The following is a 21,769-nucleotide window of genomic DNA, read 5'->3' as shown; positions in this document are numbered from 1 at the left end:
AGATTTTCACTGCCCGCTGAGCGAGGCTCTGATTGTCAGGGCTGCGGCGTTTGCTTCCCGTTGCTCTTTTTCGGCCAGTGAACAGATGGAGTAAGTCATGACGACGCTACTGGAAATGAAAAATATTACCAAGCGCTTCGGCAACGTAAAGGCGGTCGATAATATTTCACTGCGCCTGGAAGCGGGTGAAATCTTATCGCTGTGCGGTGAAAACGGCTCCGGTAAATCGACGCTGATGAAGGTGTTGTGCGGCCTTTATCCCAGCGGCGATTATGAAGGTGAAATCCTGTTCGCTGGCGAACCACTACGCGCGGCGACCATCCGCGATACGGAGCGCAAAGGCATCGTAATTATCCATCAGGAGCTGGCACTGGTGCGGCAGCTAACGGTGCTGGAAAATATCTTTCTTGGCAGCGAGATTACCCGTGGCGGCGTAGTGGATGACGAAACGATGGCGCTGCGCTGTCAGCGTCTGCTCAAACAGGTCAAGCTGGACATTTCTCCCTGGACACGCGTCGGCGAACTGGGGATCGGCCAGCAGCAGCTGGTGGAAATTGCCAGGGCATTGAATAAACAGGTGCGGCTGTTGATTCTGGATGAACCTACCTCCTCCCTTACCGAACAGGAAACCGGCGTGCTGCTGGACATCGTCAACGATCTGCGCGATCACGGCATCGCCTGCGTATATATCTCCCACAAATTGAACGAGGTTAAAGCAATCTCCGATACCATTTGCGTGATTCGCGACGGTCAGCATATCGCTACCTGCCCAGCTGCGGGCCTGAGCGAAGATGACATCATCAACATGATGGTCGGACGTGAGTTGACCGCGCTCTATCCACGCGAGCCGCACGTACAGGGTGAGGAGATACTGAGCGTGACGAATCTGACCGCCTGGCATCCGGTAAACCGCCATCTGCGCCGGGTAAATAACGTCTCTTTCACGCTGCGGCGCGGCGAGATTCTCGGCATTGCAGGACTGGTAGGCGCAGGACGTACCGAAACCGTGCAGTGTCTTACCGGTCTGTGGCCGGGACGCTGGGAAGGTGATGTCGTGATACAGGGCCACCGGGTTGAACCGCGCCGCTGGAGCTGTCAGCAGGCGATTCGCCACGGTATCGCCATGGTGCCGGAAGATCGCAAAAAGGACGGTATCGTTCCGCTGCTGGGCGTGGGGAAAAATATTACCCTGGCAGCGCTCAGCCAGTTTAGCGGCCCGCTCTCAACGCTGGATGACGCACGTGAACAGATCGCCATTAACGGTGCCATTCAACAGCTGCGAATTAAAACCGCATCGCCGGAGTTAGCGGTAGGCCGTCTCAGCGGCGGTAATCAGCAAAAGGCGGTCATTGCTAAATGTCTGCTGCTTAACCCACAGGTGCTGATTCTGGACGAACCGACGCGTGGCATCGATATCGGTGCCCGCGTAGAAATCTACAAGTTGATTCATCAACTGGTGCAACAGGGTATCGCCATTATCGTGATCTCTTCTGAGCTACCGGAAGTATTAGGGCTAAGCGATCGCGTGTTAGTGATGCACGAAGGCCAAATCAAAGCTGATCTGCCGAACCATAACCTGACGCAGGAACAGGTTATGGAAGCGGCGCTGCGGAGTGAACATTATGCTTAAAACCAATACCGCAATGCTACCCGCCAGCGGAGGCGGTGCGCCGGGCAAGCTACGCCTGCTTAACCTACAGGTGCTGGTTATGCTGGCCGCCATCGTATTGATTGTGCTGTTTTTTACCTGGATGACCGAGGGTGCTTACCTCAGCGCACGCAACGTCTCCAACCTGCTACGTCAGACGGCCATCACCGGCATTCTGGCAGTGGGAATGGTTTTCGTAATTATCGCCGCCGAGATCGATCTCTCAGTAGGATCAATGATGGGGCTACTGGGTGGCGCGGCGGCTATTTTTGACGTCTGGCTGGGCTGGCCGCTGCCGTTGACTATTGTGGTTACGCTGGCACTTGGTCTGCTACTGGGAGCTTGGAATGGTTGGTGGGTAGCCTACCGTAAAGTGCCCTCTTTTATTGTCACGCTGGCGGGGATGCTTGCCTTTCGCGGCGTGCTGGTAGGCATCACCAACGGCACCACCGTTGCCCCTACCAGTCCGGCAATGTCGCAGATTGGGCAAAGCTATCTTTCAGATGGAATTGGCTTCGGCTTTGGTGTGATCGGCCTTGGCCTGTTTATCGCCTGGCAGTGGCGGTTGCGGATGCGCCGTCAGGAAATGGATCTGCCACAGCCAACCGGACGCAGTGCGGTGACGCGTCAGGCTATTACCGCACTACTGGTGCTGGGCGCTATCTGGCTGTTGAACGACTATCGCGGCGTGCCGACGCCGGTACTGATTCTGGTACTGCTGCTGCTGGCGGGCATGTTTATGGCAACGCGTACTGCTTTTGGCCGCCGTATCTACGCCATTGGCGGTAATTTAGATGCAGCCCGGCTTTCCGGTATTAATGTGGCGCGAACCAAGCTGGCGGTCTTTGCTATTAATGGCCTGCTGGTTGCTATTGCCGGATTGATACTCAGCTCTCGTCTCGGCGCAGGTTCGCCCTCCGCCGGAAACATCGCTGAGCTGGACGCTATTGCCGCCTGCGTTATCGGCGGCACCAGTCTCGCCGGCGGTATAGGCTCGGTTGCGGGCGCGGTGATGGGCGCTTTTATTATGGCTTCGCTGGATAACGGCATGAGCATGATGGACGTGCCTACGTTCTGGCAGTACATCGTTAAAGGTGCCATTCTGCTACTGGCGGTCTGGATGGATTCCGCTACCCGGCGGCGGGTGTAATCGTCGAAGCAGATCACAAGGCTCACCAATTTTTTTCTGCTGTCAGTTTAGCTGTGGTAATCAGAATGCAGAATAAAAAACGGGAGTGATCATGTTTGAAAAACGTTTCCGTATCAGCCTGCTGTTTAACGCCAATAAAGTCTACGATCGTCAGGTAGTAGAAGGTGTTGGCGAATACTTACAAGCATCGCAAACCGACTGGGATATTTTTATTGAGGAAGATTTTCGCTGCCGTATTGAAAATATTCGTGAATGTTTGGGTGACGGTGTGATCGCCGATTACGATGATACGGCGATCGAGGCGCTGTTACGCAACGTGGAAGTCCCCATCGTGGGCGTTGGCGGTTCTTACCATCGCCCTGAAGATTATCCGCCAGTTCACTATATTGCTACCGATAACGCCGCGCTGGTAGAGAGCGCCTTTCTGCACCTTAAAGGAAAGGGAATCAATCGTTTCGCTTTTTACGGCCTGCCCGCCTCCAGCGGCAAGCGTTGGGCGCAGGAGCGAGAATATGCCTTTCGTCAGCAGGTAGCAAAAGAGCGTTACCAGGGCGTTATTTATCAGGGAATGGAAACGGCGCCTGCCCACTGGCAACATGCACAAAATCGACTCGCTGACTGGCTACAAACGTTGCCACCGCAGACTGGGATTATTGCAGTAACTGATGCCCGCGCCCGCCACCTGTTACAGGTATGCGAGCATTTAAAAATCCCGGTGCCGGAAAAGCTGTGCGTGATCGGCATTGATAATGAAGAACTGACACGCTATCTGTCGCGCGTTGCGCTGTCATCAGTCGCGCAGGGCACTCACCAGATGGGTTATCAGGCGGCCAAGCTGCTGCATCGTCTGTTGGAGCGGCAACCGCTGCCGCTACAACGTATTTTGATACCACCGGTTAAAGTAGTGGCCCGCCGTTCTACCGACTACCGTTCACTACACGATCCGGCGGTGATTCAGGCAATGCACTATATTCGCGGCAACGCATGCAAAGGTATTAAGGTTGAGCAGGTACTGGACGCTGTTGGCATGTCGCGCTCTAATCTGGAAAAACGCTTTAAAGATGAAACCGGGGAAACTATTCATACCATTATTCATAGTGAAAAGCTGGAGCGGGCACGCACCCTATTAATTTCCTCTTCGCTGCCAATCAACGAGATTTCGCAGATGTGTGGTTATCCATCGTTACAGTATTTCTATTCGGTATTTAAGAAAAGCTACGCCACAACACCTAAAGAGTATCGCCAACAGAGCAGCGAGATATTCTAGTCAGGTATTATTATCAGCATTTATAAGCAATAAACGGGATAACAGCATAGACATAAAAGGAACAAGGATGACTGCATAAACGCAAAATTAACCAGTCATTAAGCTGCTTACGACCCGTTGAGAAGAGCTGTATCCTGGCGGCTCCGGTGTTATACTCGCAGCCATCATCTGATGGAAGATCGTCGTCTCCGGTGAGGCGGCCGGACTTCAAATCCGGTTGGGGCCGCCAGCGGTCCTGGGCAGGTTCGACTCCTGTGATCTTCCGCCAGTTTGCTTCTACTGAAAACCACTGTAATCAGTAAATCCCTTATACTACCTGCCCTGGCAATCAGTTATGTTCTCCTGAGGTCAACTTATGTCTACCAGGACCAAGTACATTATGGGGGCACAATGGGGGGCATGATTTATAGCCCCATTTTGAGATGCCCCCAATGAAGCTAACAGTCAGACAAATCGACACAGCCAAGCCCAAAGAGAAGCCGTACAAGCTACCTGATGGTGGAGGCCTCTACCTTGAGGTAGCGACCAGCGGTTCATGTTACTGGCGTTCGAAGTACCGTTACGCAGGTAAAGAAAAACGCCTGGCCTTTGGTGTATATCCAGAGGTCTCCTTGGCTGAAGCGCGTGATAGCTCACCGACTTTTTTACCCGGATACAGCTGGCCGCTGATATCTTCAGCCGTCGCCATCCTGTCCGGATGGGCTTTCTCCCACTCCGCTTTCGCCGCCGCCCTCTCCGCCTCTGTCGCTGACGCCAGCCTTTCGTTTGCTTCCTTCGTCGCCGCGATGTTCTCCTGCGTTCGCGCGATATCTGCCGCCTGGCTGCCGATTTCACCGATGAGCTGCGCTTCCTTCAGCCGCTGCTGCTCTTTCTCCCTGTCGAAGATTTGCTCCAGCGCCTGATTCGCGTTCTCCGTATCACGGCTCAGTCCGATACATGGAGTATGGTTGCGCAACATCATAAGCCAGAGGCGCCCACAACCCGGTATTGCACCGTGGGCCATATCCGGGATCAGCGCAAGTTTGAGGCATCGCCCTCCATTACCCTTAAAGGCCGCTGGATGGCGGCGCTGGGGTTTGAGACCGGCCAGAAGATCGAGGTGATCACCGGGCCGGGCCAGCTGATCATCCGGCTGGCCGGGGAAAAGTAGCTGACGGGTTTAAAGTAAAATCCCGCCGGTAAAGGGCGGGATTTCTCACTAATTATATTTAAAATCAATATTAATTTTTAAGGTTTCCACATTCACCGTTACTTCACAACCATGCCAGAATGGCTTCTCTTGAGACTTAAAGTTATCTATAAAATAATTCCTTAACTCAACAAGTAAATCAAATAAATCACCGTTCGCTTGTGCCCCAGCCGAAAACCAATCTGTAGCACCGGAGTCGGTATTTATATAGTCAAATTCACATCTACAATGATCATTCTCAGGAGATAGTTCTGCTCTCATGATAACTTTGGACGCATTTTCAGGTGCAACGGATAACAGTATTGAACCGATGTCATTATAAATTTCTTGATCTGTCCGCATCATTTACCTCCTGGCGCATTTTTAAATGTTTCAGCTATTGGCCTTCCGCCGTTTATAGAGTATTCAACATAAAATTTGTCCGGCCTTACGTTGTTACCAGTATAAGATGGTTGAATGTTAACCTTAACTTCTTTACCTTCACTCAATGCCTTCGCCCAAGTGTTTTCCATCTGTTTCCACGCACCTTTATTCAGGTTTCCATCCATCGGTAGCAGGTTCAATTTTTCACCAGGACCGTTAAAGATACTGGCGATTAAATGTCCCCCTTCATCTCCAGGATTACCACATTTACCGGCCTTACATTGTTGATAACCATTGCGATCTTTTACATTAGCTTTAAGAGTTGCTTCAACCTGGGTTGGTCTGGCCAGGTTGTCAGTATGATAACTCTTATCACCATCAACCTTATAAACCGTATTCGGTTCTGGCTTATTCAGTGCTTTGTTCCAGGCCCCTTTCTTGCCTGAGTCCACAATAACAATGTTTTTACCGGCTTCCGGTTTACCGCCTTTGCTCATTCCACCAGTAACCGCACCTAACGCCGCCGCCGCCAATATATCAGCCTGCTGACCGTCTATCCCGTATCGGGTTTTAAGCTCATTCGCAAACCTGGTACTGGATACAACGCCTTCCGCCTCAAGCTGCTGCGCCAGTAATGAAGACATATCATTCTTCATTTTTGATGGCACATCATCACCCAGCACACGATCTATCGCTTCACGTACCAGCATTCCGTTAGCAGGAATATCGCCGTATTTTTCCTTACAGGCAGCCGGACTGGTGGCGCAGACCGCGATCATTTCCTGCTGCTGCTTCAGGCTCAGCTCTTCCATTTCTTTCACGACTTTTCCGCAGTCGCCACGGACTTCACAGCCTTTCGCCTTCGCCGCAAAATCGTCAATCTGTTCAGCGTGCAGGAAGTTATTCTCAACCGCATTCTTCCCGGTCTGCGCCCCGGCCACCGCGCTGGCCGTATTTCCTCCTGCCAGCCCGCCTGCCAGCCCCGCCGCCAGCGTACCCAGCGCGCTTATCGTCTGCTTCTCCGCTTCCGTCAGCTCACCGGCTTTCTTTCCCGGATACAGCTGCTTCATCACCAGCTGTCCCATCACTTCGCCGCTCACCGCGCCCGCTGCGCCCGCCGCCGCGTCGTTACCCGCCGCCCAGGACGTGACCGCTCCCACCACCGCGTGCGCCATCGCACGGCTCGCCTCGTCCGGCGCAAGCCTGTGTATCTGCTCCGCCAGATACGGCCCCGCCGCGCCGCTTACCGCCTGCGCCAGGTTGCCGCCCGCCAGTCCCTGCATCGCCGCCGTTACCGCCTGTATCGCCTGCTGCACCCTGCCGCCCGTGCCCTGCCCGTTTTCCCTGTACGCCTGGTCATAGTAGTCCTGATACAGCTGGCCGCTGATATCTTCAGCCGTCGCCGTCCTGTCCGGATGGGCTTTCTCCCACTCCGCTTTCGCCGCCACCCTCTCCGCCTCTGTCGCTGACGCCAGCCTTTCGTTTGCTTCCTTCGTCGCCGCGATGTTCTCCTGCGTTCGCGCGATATCTGCCGCCTGGCTGCCGATTTCACCGATGAGCTGCGCTTCCTTCAGCCGCTGCTGCTCTTTCTCCCTGTCGAAGATTTGCTCCAGCGCCTGATTGGCGTTCTCCGTATCACGGCTCAGTCCGGCAGTATCCTGCCGCTGCTGCCCTGCGTCACGGACGGTGATGCTGCCCGCGCTGATGGCCGACTGCGTCACCGAACCGGCGCTGTCGCCGCCCTTCACCCCGCTCAGCAGGCTGTTCGCCATGTTCCCCACAAACTGTTCCCCGAGGCCGCCGCCGCCGCTGCTCAGCCCCGCACTCTGCTGCTCCGCCTCATACTCCGCCCGGTTACGGATGGCGCTCCACCCCAGCGTGCCCGTGCTGAGGCTGTTTTTGTCTGCTTCCGCCGCTGACGCTATCACCGCCCCGTCCAGCTGCGTGTGGCGGCCCGCGCTAATCTCAAAACCGCCCTTACCGGCGGCTATCCCCGTCTGCTCACGCACCGACGCATATTCTGAATTCATCTTCTCCCGGCTCATGCTGATGCCACCCGAGCCGCTGCCGCCCAGGACCGCCACGCTGCCGCCGGCGCTCACGCTCTGCTGTTTACTCTCGTAGCTTTCCCTGTCCTGTTCGCTGCGCAGCAGCAGGTCGCGGCCCGCGTTCACCTTCACCGACCCGCCGCTGACCTGCGCTCCCGTCAGCTGCGTGTCCCGCCCGCTGGCGAGCGTCACGTTATTTCCCGCCGTGAGCCGGCTTTCGCTGTGCGTGAGCCCGCTGCCGCTTTCATGACCCCGCCCCTGGCTGACGCCCGCCGATACCTGAAGCCCCCAGCCGCCCGTGCCCACGCCGATCCCCACGCCCGCCGTACTGCCGTGGCTCTCGTTTCTGCCCGTCAGCGCCGAGGTGTTCTCCCCTGACTTCAGGATGAGGTCCCGGCTGGCGTCCAGCTGCGCGTTGTTGCCCGCCCGGAGCTGGCTTCCCTCAATGCTGATGTCCCCCTCCGTCGAACGGATGGTCAGATCGCGCCCCGCCAACACGCCGCTGCCCCGTGAGGCGCTGCTGCTCTGCCGCTGCTCTGACACCGACTTCTGGCTGCCGTAGGAGAGCGTCACCCCGACGGTATTGTTATTTTGCGGAGCGGCTCCCTGCGCACCGTCCAGCGCCACCGCCTGTGCCGCGCCACCCCCGTCAGCGCGGCCCTGACGCCCTGCAGCGCCGCCAACCGATCATTACCTTCACGCTTCGCTTCCCGGACGGTGCTCACCGCGGTGTTGAGCGCGCTGCCTGCCGTACCCGACAGCGCCAGCGTCAGCCCGGAGGTTTTCTGCTCCACCGTATGCGTCTGCGTGCTGCTGTCCCGCGTGGTTTCAATAACCACGTTTTTCCCCGTCAGCAGCATATCCTGCCCGGCGACCAGCTCTGAACCCTGTACCTTCAGGTCGCCGCCCGCCCGGATGCTGAGGCTGCCCTGCACGCTGCCCACCGTGCTGCCCCGGTGCGTCGTCGCCGCAAGCGTGTCGGTGACCTTCACGTCCTGCGTGCCATAGCTGAACCCGATGCCGCCGGTGCCGGACAGGCCGGATTTTTTCTGCTGCGTCAGGTGCAGCTCCTGATGACTCTCTTCCGCCCCGGTTATCGTCACCGCCCGTCCGCCGCGCAGGGCAACGTCCTGCGTTCCCGCCACGTCACTGCCCCTGAGCAATAAATCGCGTCCGGCGTCTATCGTCACGCTGTTGCCGCCGAGCTGGCTGGCCTGCGCGGTGTCGCGGCTCCACGCGTCGCGGGTGGTGACGGTGGTTTTTGAAAACAGGCCGCTGTTGCCCGTTTCTTTATGTCGTTCATCCAGCTCGCTGTGGTTTTCGCCGCTGACGATGCGGATATCGCGGCCTGCCGAAAGGGCAAGCGCATTGTTCGCGTTGAGGCTGGCAGCACGAGCGTTAATATCCTGGCCCGCCGCCAGCGATACGCTGCCGTTACCGGCGATATCAACGCCTCTCTCTGTGCGCTGCGCCTGGTGCAGCGTATTGTCGCTATTCCATGCCACATCGTCCCGACCGGCGGTGGTGACCGTGTTCAGATTCACATCCCGCCGGGCAGCTATCAGCGTCTGGCTGTTATTTCCTTCGTTTACCACCTGCGCCGCCGTCAGGTTCACATCACGCCCGGCGTTAAGCAGCAGCGTACCACCTTCGTTAACCACCGACACGCTCGCTACCTTATCCAGCGTGGTCCGGCTGAACCGGCTGGATACATTTTCACTCTCGGCGCGGCGGGTGGTGGTAGTGATAGTAATATCCCGCCCGGCGTTAGCCACCAGCGAATCCAGCCCCTGTAGGCTACCGCCGATACTGATGAGATCGTTACGTGCCGTCAGGTTGACCCCCGTTCCCTGAATGCTGCCAGCGTTATTTAAAATATTCTCGGCGGTAATCACCGTGGCCTGATGACCACCCAGCACGCCACTGTTGGCAAGATCGCCGGTCAGATTCATAACCAGGTTACCGCCGGAAATCAGCGCCCCGCTGGCGTTCAGATCGCCTGCTTTAACCGGGGCATAGACTTGCGGTACCAGCACCGTCTGCTGACGACCGTCCGGTAGCGTCACGGTACTGCTCACCAGCCACACCAGCGGCTTCGTCAGCTTCGCCATCTGCTCCGCGCTCAGCGCCACGCCGGGCCGCAGGTTATACTGTTTTGAAAAAGCCACGCCGTTATCCATCAGCGCCTTGTACTCTTCTTCGTCGTTACTGAATCCTTCCAGATAGCGCCTGCCCGTCAGGGCAATAATCTGTTCACGCACCAGCCGTTGCTCATAGTAGCCATCTCCCAGCCGCTTCATCGTTTGGTCAATACCGAGCTGCTCCTGCATATAATCACTGGCAAGCCACTGCCGGTTGCTGGTAAAGCGCGCGTCCGTTTCAATCAGATAGCTGCTGTTATCATCTGTTTTCACATTAAACAGGCTATTGTCCGGCAGCCGGGTATCCGGCGTGACGGTGCGGATTACCGTTCCTTCATCGCCGTTTTCCGCCACTACGTCAAACTGCGTGCCGGGCCGTGGCAGCTCCGGCGATTTATCGCTGCCGTTAACCTGTGTATCCACACCTCCGCCACCGCCAGCGCTGATATCGGCAGTAAGGTTGCCCTGCGCGTCGATCGTTTTATTACTGCCGTTAAACTGGCTGTTATCATCCATCCGTCCGGGATTGAGCGAGATGGTCTGTATCGTGGCGGGCGGCGTGTAGTCAGAGGTATCAATCCCCGGCGAATCACCGCCCTTATGACGCTTACGGTAATAATGTTTCAGCGTTCCCTCATCGGTGATGATCCGCTGACCTTCCGCCTGACGGTTTTCTACGCTGGCAGCGTTAACGGCCAGCGTACCGCCTGCCACGATTTCACTGTTTTCGTTATAAACCCTGTTGCCGTTAATGGTCAGATTACCGCCCGCCAGCAGCTTTGCCGGATCGCTCTCTTTGACCTGCGTCTCCTGGATGGTTTCGGTATAGCGATACTCGTTAAATTTATCCCCGCTGCCGGAGTCATGACAGGTCACACCTTTGATGCAAATGATCCATGTCTCATCTTTATCAAGGGAGATGTTGTAATCAGCCGTGTCGTAGATGACGCCTTTCCACTGGTACAGCAGCTTATCGATAACCGATACCGTTACCAGCTCCGTGGCAAAGCGATCGTTGACGTTATTCAGTCGGTCGACATTCAGCTGCATATCACCAGCAGATTCAATGGTGGCGCTGTGGTTGTTTATTTCGCCAACCTGTCCGGCAACGCTGCCGTCACTGGTTAACCTTCCGCCTGTCGCCAGCGTACCGTCACTGTATATCAGCGCATGCGTATAGTTATTAATAGTGCGCGCGCCAATATTGACCTGAGCGCGCCCGGCCAGCACAGGCGCAACACCATCGGCGGCCATATTGTTGAAGGTAGTGACATTGACACCAACGCTATCACCGTAGATGCGCCCCGTGCCGGTATTATTGAGCGTGTTAGCCTCGAGCCACGTCAGGCCACCGTCAATCAGCCCGGTGTTGGACAGCGTACCAGAGAGGATAAGCCGGTTAGTCCCGGCATTGATTTCGCCGTTCTGCAAATTAGAGAGATGGTTACCGCTCAGGGAGAGCGTGTTCCCCGCCAGAACCTGCCCACGGTTAACCACATCGCCCCTGACGTCCAGCGTCAGATCCCGGTTAGCAATCAGGCTGCCCTGATTGTTGAACGCCTGGCGGCTGGCGATTGCCATATTCCCTGATGACAACAGCCGCCCGTCGCCGGTCAGGCTGTCCGCATTTAACGTCAGCTGTGAACCGGCGCTGGCGATCCCTTCAGTGTTAGTGAGCCGCAGCCCGCTGCCTTTCATCAGCAGCGCCTGGCTGGCGGATATCACGCCCCGCACGTTGTTAAGTAGCCCGTTAGCGATGATGGTCAGGCTATGGTTTGCCAGCAGGCTGCCGTTCTGGTTATGCAAGCTGTCGCTGGTAACGGTCAGCGTTTGCCCTTCAATACCCTGGTTTTCCCTCTGTGTGCCGCTGTTATCGATCTTCTGAGCTGTTACCGTCGCAACAGCGCCACTGCGGATCAGGCCTTCATGGTTGTTCAGCAGCCCGCTCAGGTTCAGCCGCAGATCGCCTGCGCTCTGGATCTGCCCCTGCTGATTTTGCAGCGACTGAACGGTCACGCTGGCGGCGCGTTCGGACACAATGCGCCCACCATTACGGTTATCCAGCGTGTGGGCAACAAGCGTGCCGTTGCCCTTTGCCCCGACGGTTCCCCCCTGATTATCCAGCCCGGCACTGTCTAGCGTTAGCGCCGCCAGGCTATAAAGCGTGCCACCCCGGTTATTCAACGCATGGCCCTGTGTATCAAGCGCAATACCGCTCGCCTGAATCAGCCCCTGCTGATTGTTTAAATCCCCAACGGTTGAGAGATTAAGCGCCTGCTGGCTGACGATCTGCCCGCTCTGGTTGTTCAGCAACGTATTAAGCAGCGTCAGGCTCTTACCCGCCAGCAACAGGCCAGCACTATTATCCAGCGATGAAGTCACCAGCGTGAGTTCACCACCGCTGCTGATACCACCGGTATTCACCGTGCCGGTGTTGATGATATTTTTAACGGTAAGTGACATATCGCCGCCGCTGGCCAGCGCCCCCTGGTGATTATTCAGGCTGGCCGCGTTTAACGCTAACCCTTGCACGGCGATAAGCTGACCTTCTGCGTTGTTAAAGGCCGCAGAATGTGAAGTAATATGCCCTGCGCTCTGTATCGTGCCCTTACCATTATCAAGTTCCTGGGCGGCAGATAGGTACAAATCACCTTTTCCGGCGTGGGTAATTTCCCCGGCGCGGTTATCAAGCGTGAACGCGCTCAGCGTCATATTCTTGCCGTTACTGCGAATATGGCCGCCGTAGTTGTCCAGCTTGCCTGTCGGCGTCAGGCTGAGATCGTCTTCCCCAAGCTGGGCGAGCGTACCTGACCGGTTGCTTAGCTGTTGAGAAGAGAGCGTGAGTTTATTCGCCGTCAGTGAGCCGCCGTCGTTGTTCAGGGTAGTGGTCGTTCTGGCCACCAGCGTTTTCTCTGCATCAACGGTAGCATCGCGGGTAGAGAGCGCACCATTTTGCGCGTCAAGCGATATGGATGTTGCCGCCGTCTGGCTGGCGCTAATATCAACGCCCTGTCCTTTTGCCTGAATAAGCCCGCCGGCCAGATTTTGCCCGTGGGCGCTGAGCTGTCCTGACGCCGTCAGGGTGAGATCGCCTGGCTGCGTCAGCTTACCGGCGCTGTCCACGCCCGCCGCCAGCAGGCTGTTGCGGGTGCTGTTGAGAGAACTGGCTTTTGCCACCAGTGAGCCGCCGCTCACCAGTGAACCGCTGTTACTGAGAGTGCCGTCGCTGCTCAGCGTTAGCTGCTGCTGGCTGTGCATGCCGCCGCTGTTGCTGATATCGGCATGGCTGATAATCTGGGCGTTGCCCGTGCTGCTGATGTGTCCGTTGTTTTCAATCCGTCCGTCGGCGGTCAGCACCACGTTTCCCGCCGTAGCACCAATCTCACCGGCGTTATGTACGCCGACGCCTTTTTCCGTTCCCGTCAGGCGGATTTTTCCGGCATACATCCCGCCAAGCGCCGAAACATCCAGCGCCACGTCTGGCTTTTTACTGCCGTCATCCGCAAGCGCCGTAATCAACTGATGCGCTGCATCTACCTGATTACGCCCGGTGGTAATCTTCAGATCGCGGGCGCGAATGCCCGCATTAACCTTCACGCTGCGGGCAATAATATCGGTATAGTCCTGAGCGGAACTGTCGAGCCCCTTTCCGGTAAGAGTGATGTTACCGTCGTTCACCCGATAGCCGGTAAGATTGCCATCGCTGAGCTGTGGCGTACCGGTCGTTAGCGTCGCCCGGTTGGCATTAATAAAACCACAGCCATCACATTGAATACCTGAAGGATTAGCAATGACCACCTGGGCCTTTTGCCCCGCGACTTCAATATAGCCATTAAGCTGGCTCGGGTTACGGGAGTTAACCTCATTGAGGATGATCTTCGCTTCCCCTTTCGCCAGGTTCGGGTTCGCCGCCACCATCCCGGCAAGGTTTGTCTGCACGTTGCGGTGGCTGTTGTTGAGAATCACTCCACGCCGATCGACATCAAACTGGCTGTAGGTATTGCGCGATACTCCGGCAGCGCTCGGGGTCTGGATATTGATCTGAGTAATACCGCTGGCGCTGTTGATGATTTGCGGCTGCTGTTTGCCCGGTGCGTTTTTGTCTGCAACAACGCCAGCCAGCGCTGGCGCACACCATGCAAACGTCAAAAGCAGGCCAAAGGCCAGCGTTGTGAGCCGTGCGGTCAGGGTCACTTTTGCTTTTCTATCACTCCCGGATGCAGGAGAAACGCCCGCGCGATGAGAACGGGTAATTTCCGCAACCACCATCAGCATTCCACGGGCTTTGTTAAAAATAATCCGATAAAAAAGTTTATTCATTGTCGTTTACTCACTGATATCCCTGTGACGTAATACAGGCAAAAGCTCATCCTGAAATAACGCATAGCCTGAGGCGCGCAACGCTAAAAATCAGAAGCGCCAGCCAATGCCAACGTTGAAGCCATTGAGAGATTTTTTGCTGCCATAAAAGTCGACGCTTGCGCCTTCATAGCCGAGGTTAATTGACAGGTTATTTATCGGATTGATTGCCACGCCCGCCGCATAGGCGAAGCTGGCGGTGTGCCTGGAAGTATGGATATTTAAATGACCGTCAGGCTCGTCTGCCCCTACGCTGTTACGCCATTGATAGCTGCCGTTTATTTTGCTGTAGGCAACACCAAGCAGGCCGTAGAGACTGAGATAGTCATTGAGGCGGTAAGCCGGTCCCGCCAGTAACGAGTAATATTTAGCATCAGCGCTGATTTTATAGGCATCTCCCCATGCATCATGGTACGCCACGCTTTTATCGCCTTTCATATAGCTGAAAGAGCCGATAATACTCAGCGGAGAATCCCATTCGTAGCGGTACTGCAGGTTAATCCCCTGGTATTGCACGTTAATGCCGTTAAGTCCCGCGATATCATTGAGCCTGGCGTAAGCATATCCCATGCTGACCGTCTGTTGCTGAGCCGTCACGACGGGACTCAACACAACGCTTCCTGTAATAACCAGAGCGGTAACTATCATCTTAATTTTCATTATTTTTCCCTTTTTTAGTTAAGAGCCGCGATACGCGGCCCGGCAATAATTAACATTCCTGGACGACCGCACTTAAAGGATGCGCTGTCTGCCAGGCGCGTATTTGTGGCAGTGAAACCCGCCGCCCACGGAAATGCTTCACCCGTTTTCCCCGCTCTGCCCCCCGATGCCAGAGCGAACGAAAGCAGCTGTCCGGAAAGAGTTCGCTCAGCACCAGGCTAACCATCTGCCGGGTATGCCCAAAGGGGGCGATCCAGTCGGTCACCCACATCCGATCGCCGCAGCGCCAGCTATTCTCCGGAACCAGCAGCGGCAGTCGGGTGAGATAACGTTGCTCGGCGTCTTCATCAAGCCAGGCCCAGCTCATAAAGAACACCGGCTTCCCCTCCTGAAACGCCAGCACATACTGTTGTTCCTTGATCGCGGGAAGCAGCAGTGCAGGTAACGCTTCCAGCAGGGCTTCTTTATGCCACGCAGAATGCATCCACAGCCAGACGCTGGCCCCCAGGACTTCCGCTTCGTTCACGCTACCGCCCAGCACTAACGGGCACTGTACGGTAAATCCGTTCCACTCCATCAGTAACTCCAGCTGAGACTGAACCCAACCGTGGTTGGGTCGGTTTTAAAACCATCCGGTTTTGATAATGGAATCCCGGCAAACAGGTCGTAACTGGCCCGCAGATAGCGGCCCCGCCAACCCATAACGCCACCGGCCAGATGTTTCCCCGCCAGCTTTTCACTGCCGGAGCCGCCCACCTCGCCATAGTCCGTCCCCAGGTAAATTTCCTGCGCCGGGAGCGGTGTCACCCATGCGATATCATTGCGCACGTACCAGCCGTGGCTGGCAGTAAGCGTTCTTTCTCCATCAAAACCGCGTACCGTCCAGCGGTTACCCACGGACATCATGTCCGGCGAGGTTAGCGGGGTGTTGCTCATCTGGCGCTGGTAAAGAGTGCTGAAGCGAAAGTGTTGTCCGGCGATGGAGAAAGGCAGATTAAGCTGCGTATTAAAACGAAGGATTTTGCTGAGCGCCGTGCCATAGCGGCCATACTCTTCTGGCGCGGGCTGCGCACCAAACCAGCGCGTCCCCCGCTGATAGCTGATGCCTGCATCCAGGATGGCGTTACCAATATAGTGTCGATGCTGTAGCCCCAGCTTCCAGGATGCAGTCTGGCGGCGCTGAACATCAATCTCAGTATCGTTAATAAAGTTACGCTGTTCGCGGGCCATTACATCAGCGGCTAGCGTGGTTTTCTGGCTACCACTGCGATGCAATACCCGGCTGAGCTGGAAGCTGATGTTTTTACTTTTACCGCTGTAGCGATAATCACCGTTACTGCCAGCCACCGTCTGCACATAATCGTATTCGCTGGCCGTAACGCCCGCCAGCCAGTAGCCAAACGGCACCGAATAATGCGCGGTCAGCCCTTTCGACGATTTTCCACCGCCGTTGCCATCAAGATTGTGAGAGCCGGAGAGATAAAATAAATCGCTTAGTGAGAGAGGATTATCCAGCGACAACGTCAGGTTGCCCTGATATTCGCCGGTTGATTCCGAACCGGAATCATCCAGAGAGGCATCCACACGCCACATGCGGGACTGCTGGCGCTTAATGACGATATCGCTTTCACCGGGCTTATCGCCGGGAACAATATCCATGCTGGCGTTAACCGTGGGCAGACGCTGAAGATTTTCCAGCCCCTGCTCAACATCCCGAAGATCGAGAATATTGCCCCGATGAGCAGGAAAAGAGGTGTACAACGTGGCCCAGGTATTACTGTCCGGCGTCAGTCGAACGTCCCGGGTGTAACCGGCCATCACGATTAGGCGCAGAGTACCTGACTTTAAATCCTGCGCCGGTGCCAGTACGCGCGTAGTGACGTAGCCATGTCCCACCAGCTTATTTTGCAGGCGGCTCATCAACAGGTTAATGCCTTTGGCTCCCAGGCAATGACCAACGGCCTGGTTAGCCTGCCGCTGCAAGGGTAGCCAGTGGGGCAGAGCCTGTGTGCCGCTCAGCACAACCTGTGAAACTGCGAAACAGGGCGTTTCTGTCGGAAATCCCTGTTCAGGGAGTGGCTGCTGCACCGAAGAGAGATTCACATCTGGCGCAACAGGGGTAATTTGTTGTTCAAGTGCCTGCTGACGCTGCTGCTGATTAAGGAACTGTTGTGCCGACTGCACGCGTTCGGAGGCTGCCATAGTTGAAAAAGAAAGCGCTAAAACTGGCGCAAAGAAAACCCAAAACTTGCTGTTCACTAAAGATTTCATCCTGAATCTGTTTTAATTATTTACCGGAGCAGGCGATGAGGCTTACGGTAAGCAACGCTAATTTTTACCAAACAAATTTCCAATATCGGCATCGACACATCACAGCAATAATTAATTACCATAAACACTGCAAATACACACTCAAATTTTATTTCTTAGTTTATTTACTAATAAAATCCCTCTTTCACAAGGCGTGTAACGCCGTTAGTGAACAACCTAAACGCTCACGAAAATTAGCGCTCCTGCCGTTCCCGGAAATCGCTGACAGCAGACGCTATCGGATTAACAGATCACACACCGTTGTATAGCGGGCAGCCATAGTAAAAATAGCTGAGCATCGCGAAGCTCTAATTAATATTTCATCCACCTCATAACTTAATATTTAATTGCTGCCCCACTTTACATTGAATATTTCATTTACTTCAGTATCAGATAAGCAGCAATTAACACAGCACGTTTCAGCCTCTGGAATGACAGATCTTAACGGTGAAAGATTGATACGCTGGCTTCTCAGATAAAGAAACAAGCATCACTGCTTTGATAAGCAAACAGATAAAACAGCATCGAAGCGATGTGGCGGAGATATTTCAGAAGCGCTGAAACCAAAAGGCAGGAAACGGTGTGGATAAAAGTAAAAAGCCGGCGGTACGGGGCATCGTACCGCCGGAAAACGCTTAGCTGACTTTATTTTTCAGCTCAAAGCGTGGGGAAACAAAGCCGTACAGCGTCCATCCCAGGAAAGTCACGATGGCACCGTAGAGCATGGCTTCTTCACCGGAAGAGTAAAGGGCATAGAAGCTATACATGGCACCGATAAATGCGATGACATTCGCCGGGCGCGCTTTTGCCGAATTAATATTCGCCATTTTCTGAATAATCACCAGCGCCGCCATGGAGAGGATGTAAGGAATAATATTCGTTACAACCGCCAGGTTCACCAGTACGTTAAACTGATTATTCAGCGATGGGCTAATGGTCATCAGCGACAGACCAGTTTGCAGAATAACAATCGTCAGCATCCCTTTTACCGGCGCACCGGCAGAAGACAGGCGTGAGAAGATTTTCGGGAAATATCCTTCATCTGCGGATGATTTAAATACCTGTGCGATGGTGAACTGCCAGCCCAGCAGCGAACCACAGCAGGACATAATCATCAGAGCCATGATGACTTTACCCACAACAGGCGTAAACATGTGGGCAAAGGCCAGACCAAACGGTGCCGTAGAGTTTGCCAGATCCATATTCGGCACGATACCGGCAATCACATTGGTAGAGACGATGTAGATTATCGCCGCACCCAGAGTACCGCCCAGTACCGCGATAGGCACGTTGCGCTCAGGATTTTCTACCACATCGGTGTTGGCACAGGCGGATTCCAGCCCCAGGAAAGCCCACAGCGTCATGGCGATGGAGGATCCCACCGCGCTAAAGAACGGCGCATGATGCGGGTTCCAGGATTCGGCATACATCGTCGGGCTAAACCAGAACCAGCCGATAACGCACAGGCCAACCACCGGAATGATGACGCCCCATACGGTAACGCTACTGATTTGCCCGGTGATGCGCGCACCACCGAAGTTAGCAACGGTACATATCCACAGCACACAGATGGTCGCCAGACCAATCTGAACTGGCGACAGATGGGCACCGAATAACTCGGTGCCGTAACCTACGGCTGAAATAGCGATAGCGACGTTAGCGATCAGCAGCGATACGCCATAGGTATAGTTGGCCATAAAGTTGCCTGACTTACCAAAAGCGTACTCGGCGTAACCGCCCATCCCACCGGATTTGCGGCTGAACATCCCGCATTTTGCGAATGCCCAGGCCAGCGCCATAGAGCCCACCGCTGTCACCAACCAGGAGATGATGGAGATTGTCCCCACCTCTGCAAGCTTGGTAGGTAACATGATGATGCCGGAGCCCATCATGTTGACCATAGTCAGGATGGTGAGCTGAACAACGCCCATCTTGTTGTTCGACTTGCTCATATGTTTTCCTCTTTCAGCAGAGCGCCTGATTGTTCACCAGACGCGATCACATAGCACCACACCTGTTTGCGACCGTCGTGTTCCTGGATGTAAACCCCCTGCAGTTCCGGTGCAAAGCCCGGCAGCAGGTTGATACCTTCTTCAAGCGCGGTGAAGTAATGCAGAACCGCGCCGCCCCAGACTTCACCCGGAACAACACACAGCACTCCCGGCGGGTAAGGAAGCGCACCTTCAGCGGCAATACGGCCTTCCGCTTCCGGCAGCGGCACCAGATCCACTTCACCACGCAGGTAGGCATAGTTCGCTTCCTGCGGATTCATACGAACATCCGGGAAGTGCGCTCTGCGGAACATCTCTTTCTGCAACTGTTTCACATTGTGGCGGGCATAGAGATCGTGCATTTCCTGGCACAGCTGGCGCAGGGTATAACCGGCATAACGTTCTTCATGCTGACGATAGATAGAAGGCAGAACATCTTTCAGCGGCGCATCGTTTTCAAGCAGGGTTTCGAACTGCGCTAACAGGGCAACCAGCTGCTGCAACTTAGCCATATCTTCCGCTGGTGTTAGCAGGAACAGAATCGAGTTGAGATCGCATTTTTCCGGGACGACGCCGTTTTCACGCAGGTAGTTAGCGAGAATGGTCGCCGGTACGCCGAACGCTTCATACTCACCGGTTGCGGTGTTGATGCCCGGCGTGGTGAGCAGCAATTTGCAAGGATCGACAAAGTACTGATGTTCAGCATAGCCTTCAAACGCATGCCAGCGTTCGCCTGGGCCAAATGCGAAGAAGCGCAGGTCAACGGCGATTTGCGCGGTTTCATAAGACTGCCACGGTTTACCATCCACCATGTGCGGTACAAACGGACGGATATGTTTGCAGCTTTCAAGGATCAGCTTACGCGCCTTGATACCGTTCATTACGCAATCCATCCACATATTGCGTCCGCTTTCGCCTTCATGCATTTTGGCGTTGATGTCCAGCGCAGCAAACAGCGGGTAGAACGGACTGGTGGAAGCGTGCATCATAAAGGCGTTGTTGAGGCGTTTATGCGGAACATAGCGCTTCTGACCTTTGATGTGGCTGTCTTTTTTATGGATTTGCGACGTCTGAGAGAAACCAGCCTGCTGTTTATGCACGGACTGGGTCACCAGGATACCCGGATCGTTTTCATTCAGCTCCAGCAGCAGCGGAGAACAGTCAGCCATCATCGGAATAAACTGTTCATAACCGACCCACGCGGAGTCAAACAGGATGTAGTCGCACAGGTGACCGATTTTATCGACAACCTGACGGGCGTTATAAATAGTACCGTCATAGGTGCCTAACTGAATAACTGCCAGACGGAACGGACGTGCGTCTTTTGCCCGGCGCGGTGCAGCTTCAGCAATAAGTTCACGCAGGTAGCTTTCTTCGAAGCAGTGGGCATCGATACCACCGATGAAGCCGTACGGGTTACGCGCGGTTTCCAGATAAATCGGCGTAGCCCCAGCCTGTAGCAGCGCACCGTGGTGGTTAGATTTATGGTTGTTACGATCGAACAGCACCAGATCGCCTGGGGTCAGCAGAGCGTTCAGCACCACTTTATTTGATGAGGATGTACCGTTAAGTACGAAGTAGGTTTTATCCGCATTAAATACTTTTGCCGCATGCTGTTGCGCTATGCACGGCGCGCCTTCATGTATCAGCAGATCACCCATAGCAACGTCGGCGTTGCACAGGTCTGAACGGAACAGCGTTTCGCCAAAGTATTCAACGAACTGATTACCTGCGGGATGACGACGGAAGAACTCACCACCCTGATGTCCGGGGCAGTCAAATGCGCTGTTGCCCTGCTTAACATAATCTACCAGCGCGCTGAAAAACGGCGGGCGCAGCTGAGTTTCATATTTATGTGCAGCGGCTTCCAGTTGACGACCGTAGAATTCATTGCGCGTTTCATCGTGCTCAAACACGCCCTGAATCAGCGGCATATATTCAGACGGTACAATCTCGTCTTTATTAATAGCGATAAAGACCGGGATGTTGTAACCGGTGGCACTAATCTCGTCGAGCTTACCGTTTTCAACGTCTTTCATTGTCAATACAACGGCGGCAACATCTACAAAATTAGTCTCACCGGTATTCACAATACTGCGCTGCGTGGAAAAACAGTTCGGACATGTATTACTAACGGCAATCTTTAAATCAGTCATTTTCATCTCTTTATTTTCAGATAATAGCAGGCCCTCAATTTCTTAAATAAGAAATTGATTACTCCGGAATGAAAGCAATAGTTTGCCGCTGATAAATAAATATCAGTAATTTGCTTTCAGGAAATAGAAAACCCTAACAGTCCGGAAACTGCTAAATTAAGGTTTCATTGGGAGTGAGCGCGGTTAGTTACAAGCAGAGACCTGTAATAACTAAGATTCAGGAAGACCTGTATGCTGAAGCGCCCATAGTCGAAAGACTACCGGGCATTAAAGAAATGAAAGTCGAAGCTATTGCGGTGGGCAAACATCATTATATGAGTTGTCCGCCTGATATGTGGCATCAGTCGGTTATTGTTTTCCATCATACGTACCTTCAAAGGGTTAACTGAAAGTAGCGTTATTCTAACGCCGACAAGGGCCAAAACTGTGACGGAGATCACTATTATGCATGCAATATGAAATTAATAACCACGATGAAAGCATGTAT

General features: G+C 54.6%; 13 protein-coding genes, 1 tRNA gene and 2 pseudogenes. 6 read left to right on the top strand and 10 right to left on the bottom strand.

From position 1 onward, the window contains the following. Positions 1-97: 97 nt before the first annotated feature. The 5 genes and pseudogenes from C7M51_RS18145 to C7M51_RS18125 all read left to right on the top strand — a co-directional run. Positions 98-1,630 carry a xylose ABC transporter ATP-binding protein gene (locus tag C7M51_RS18145; protein ID WP_160622944.1) on the top strand — a complete coding sequence of 511 codons (1,533 nt, stop codon included), beginning with the start codon at positions 98-100 and terminating at the stop codon, positions 1,628-1,630. Continuing rightward, complete coding sequence (gene xylH, locus C7M51_RS18140) at positions 1,623-2,798, top strand: xylose ABC transporter permease XylH (protein ID WP_160622943.1); 1,176 nt, start codon at positions 1,623-1,625, stop codon at positions 2,796-2,798. Before C7M51_RS18145 ends, xylH begins: the two co-directional genes overlap by 8 nt. Before the next feature lie 91 nt (positions 2,799-2,889). Further along, positions 2,890-4,065, top strand: coding sequence for a D-xylose utilization transcriptional activator XylR (xylR, locus tag C7M51_RS18135; protein ID WP_160622942.1), 1,176 nt, complete (start codon positions 2,890-2,892; stop codon positions 4,063-4,065). Between the two features lie 173 nt (positions 4,066-4,238). After that, positions 4,239-4,333, top strand: a tRNA-Sec gene (locus C7M51_RS18130). Positions 4,334-4,496: 163 nt separating this feature from the next. Then, positions 4,497-4,694 (top strand): annotated as a pseudogene (locus C7M51_RS18125) (Arm DNA-binding domain-containing protein); the annotation flags it as partial. 23 nt (positions 4,695-4,717) lie between these two features. Here the strand turns inward: C7M51_RS18125 and C7M51_RS22280 are convergent. Beyond that, positions 4,718-4,993: pseudogene (locus C7M51_RS22280) on the bottom strand (hemolysin); the annotation flags it as partial. Between the two features lie 15 nt (positions 4,994-5,008). Between C7M51_RS22280 and C7M51_RS18120 the strand changes: the two are divergent. Further along, positions 5,009-5,215, top strand: coding sequence for a SymE family type I addiction module toxin (locus C7M51_RS18120; protein ID WP_244323764.1), 207 nt, complete (start codon positions 5,009-5,011; stop codon positions 5,213-5,215). A gap of 48 nt (positions 5,216-5,263) precedes the next feature. Here C7M51_RS18120 and C7M51_RS18115 read toward each other — a convergent pair whose 3' ends face one another. From C7M51_RS18115 to speFL, 9 genes are all read right to left on the bottom strand, one after another. Continuing rightward, positions 5,264-5,596 carry a hypothetical protein gene (locus C7M51_RS18115; protein WP_160623698.1) on the bottom strand — a complete coding sequence of 111 codons (333 nt, stop codon included), beginning with the start codon at positions 5,594-5,596 and terminating at the stop codon, positions 5,264-5,266. Continuing rightward, complete coding sequence (locus tag C7M51_RS22880; protein ID WP_244323763.1) at positions 5,596-8,292, bottom strand: hemagglutinin repeat-containing protein; 2,697 nt, start codon at positions 8,290-8,292, stop codon at positions 5,596-5,598. Before C7M51_RS22880 ends, C7M51_RS18115 begins: the two co-directional genes overlap by 1 nt. Continuing rightward, positions 8,235-14,126, bottom strand: coding sequence for a two-partner secretion domain-containing protein (locus tag C7M51_RS18110; RefSeq protein WP_167522375.1), 5,892 nt, complete (start codon positions 14,124-14,126; stop codon positions 8,235-8,237). The genes C7M51_RS22880 and C7M51_RS18110 overlap by 58 nt, the downstream gene beginning before the upstream one ends. Positions 14,127-14,216: 90 nt before the next feature. Next, on the bottom strand, positions 14,217-14,777 hold the full coding sequence (locus C7M51_RS18105; protein ID WP_244323762.1) for an Ail/Lom family outer membrane beta-barrel protein: 561 nt from the start codon (positions 14,775-14,777) through the stop codon (positions 14,217-14,219). 97 nt (positions 14,778-14,874) lie between these two features. Then, positions 14,875-15,402 (bottom strand): toxin-activating lysine-acyltransferase, encoded by a 528-nt coding sequence (locus C7M51_RS18100; protein ID WP_160622939.1) that lies wholly within the window; start codon positions 15,400-15,402, stop codon positions 14,875-14,877. Further along, positions 15,402-17,027: a ShlB/FhaC/HecB family hemolysin secretion/activation protein gene (locus tag C7M51_RS18095; RefSeq protein ID WP_244323850.1), complete on the bottom strand. Its 1,626-nt coding sequence runs from the start codon at positions 17,025-17,027 to the stop codon at positions 15,402-15,404. The genes C7M51_RS18100 and C7M51_RS18095 overlap by 1 nt, the downstream gene beginning before the upstream one ends. 743 nt (positions 17,028-17,770) lie before the next feature. Beyond that, positions 17,771-19,087, bottom strand: coding sequence for a putrescine-ornithine antiporter (gene potE, locus C7M51_RS18090; RefSeq protein ID WP_160622937.1), 1,317 nt, complete (start codon positions 19,085-19,087; stop codon positions 17,771-17,773). Beyond that, positions 19,084-21,282 (bottom strand): ornithine decarboxylase SpeF, encoded by a 2,199-nt coding sequence (gene speF, locus C7M51_RS18085; protein ID WP_160622936.1) that lies wholly within the window; start codon positions 21,280-21,282, stop codon positions 19,084-19,086. Before speF ends, potE begins: the two co-directional genes overlap by 4 nt. A 257-nt stretch (positions 21,283-21,539) precedes the next feature. After that, positions 21,540-21,644 (bottom strand): leader peptide SpeFL, encoded by a 105-nt coding sequence (speFL, locus tag C7M51_RS18080; RefSeq protein WP_106875989.1) that lies wholly within the window; start codon positions 21,642-21,644, stop codon positions 21,540-21,542. Between the last annotated feature and the right edge of the window lie 125 nt (positions 21,645-21,769).

Source organism: Mixta intestinalis (genome assembly GCF_009914055.1).
GTDB lineage: Bacteria > Pseudomonadota > Gammaproteobacteria > Enterobacterales > Enterobacteriaceae > Mixta > Mixta intestinalis.
The sequence above is the reverse complement of the archived record's forward strand: the minus strand, read 5'-3'. Positions and strand labels throughout refer to the sequence as shown.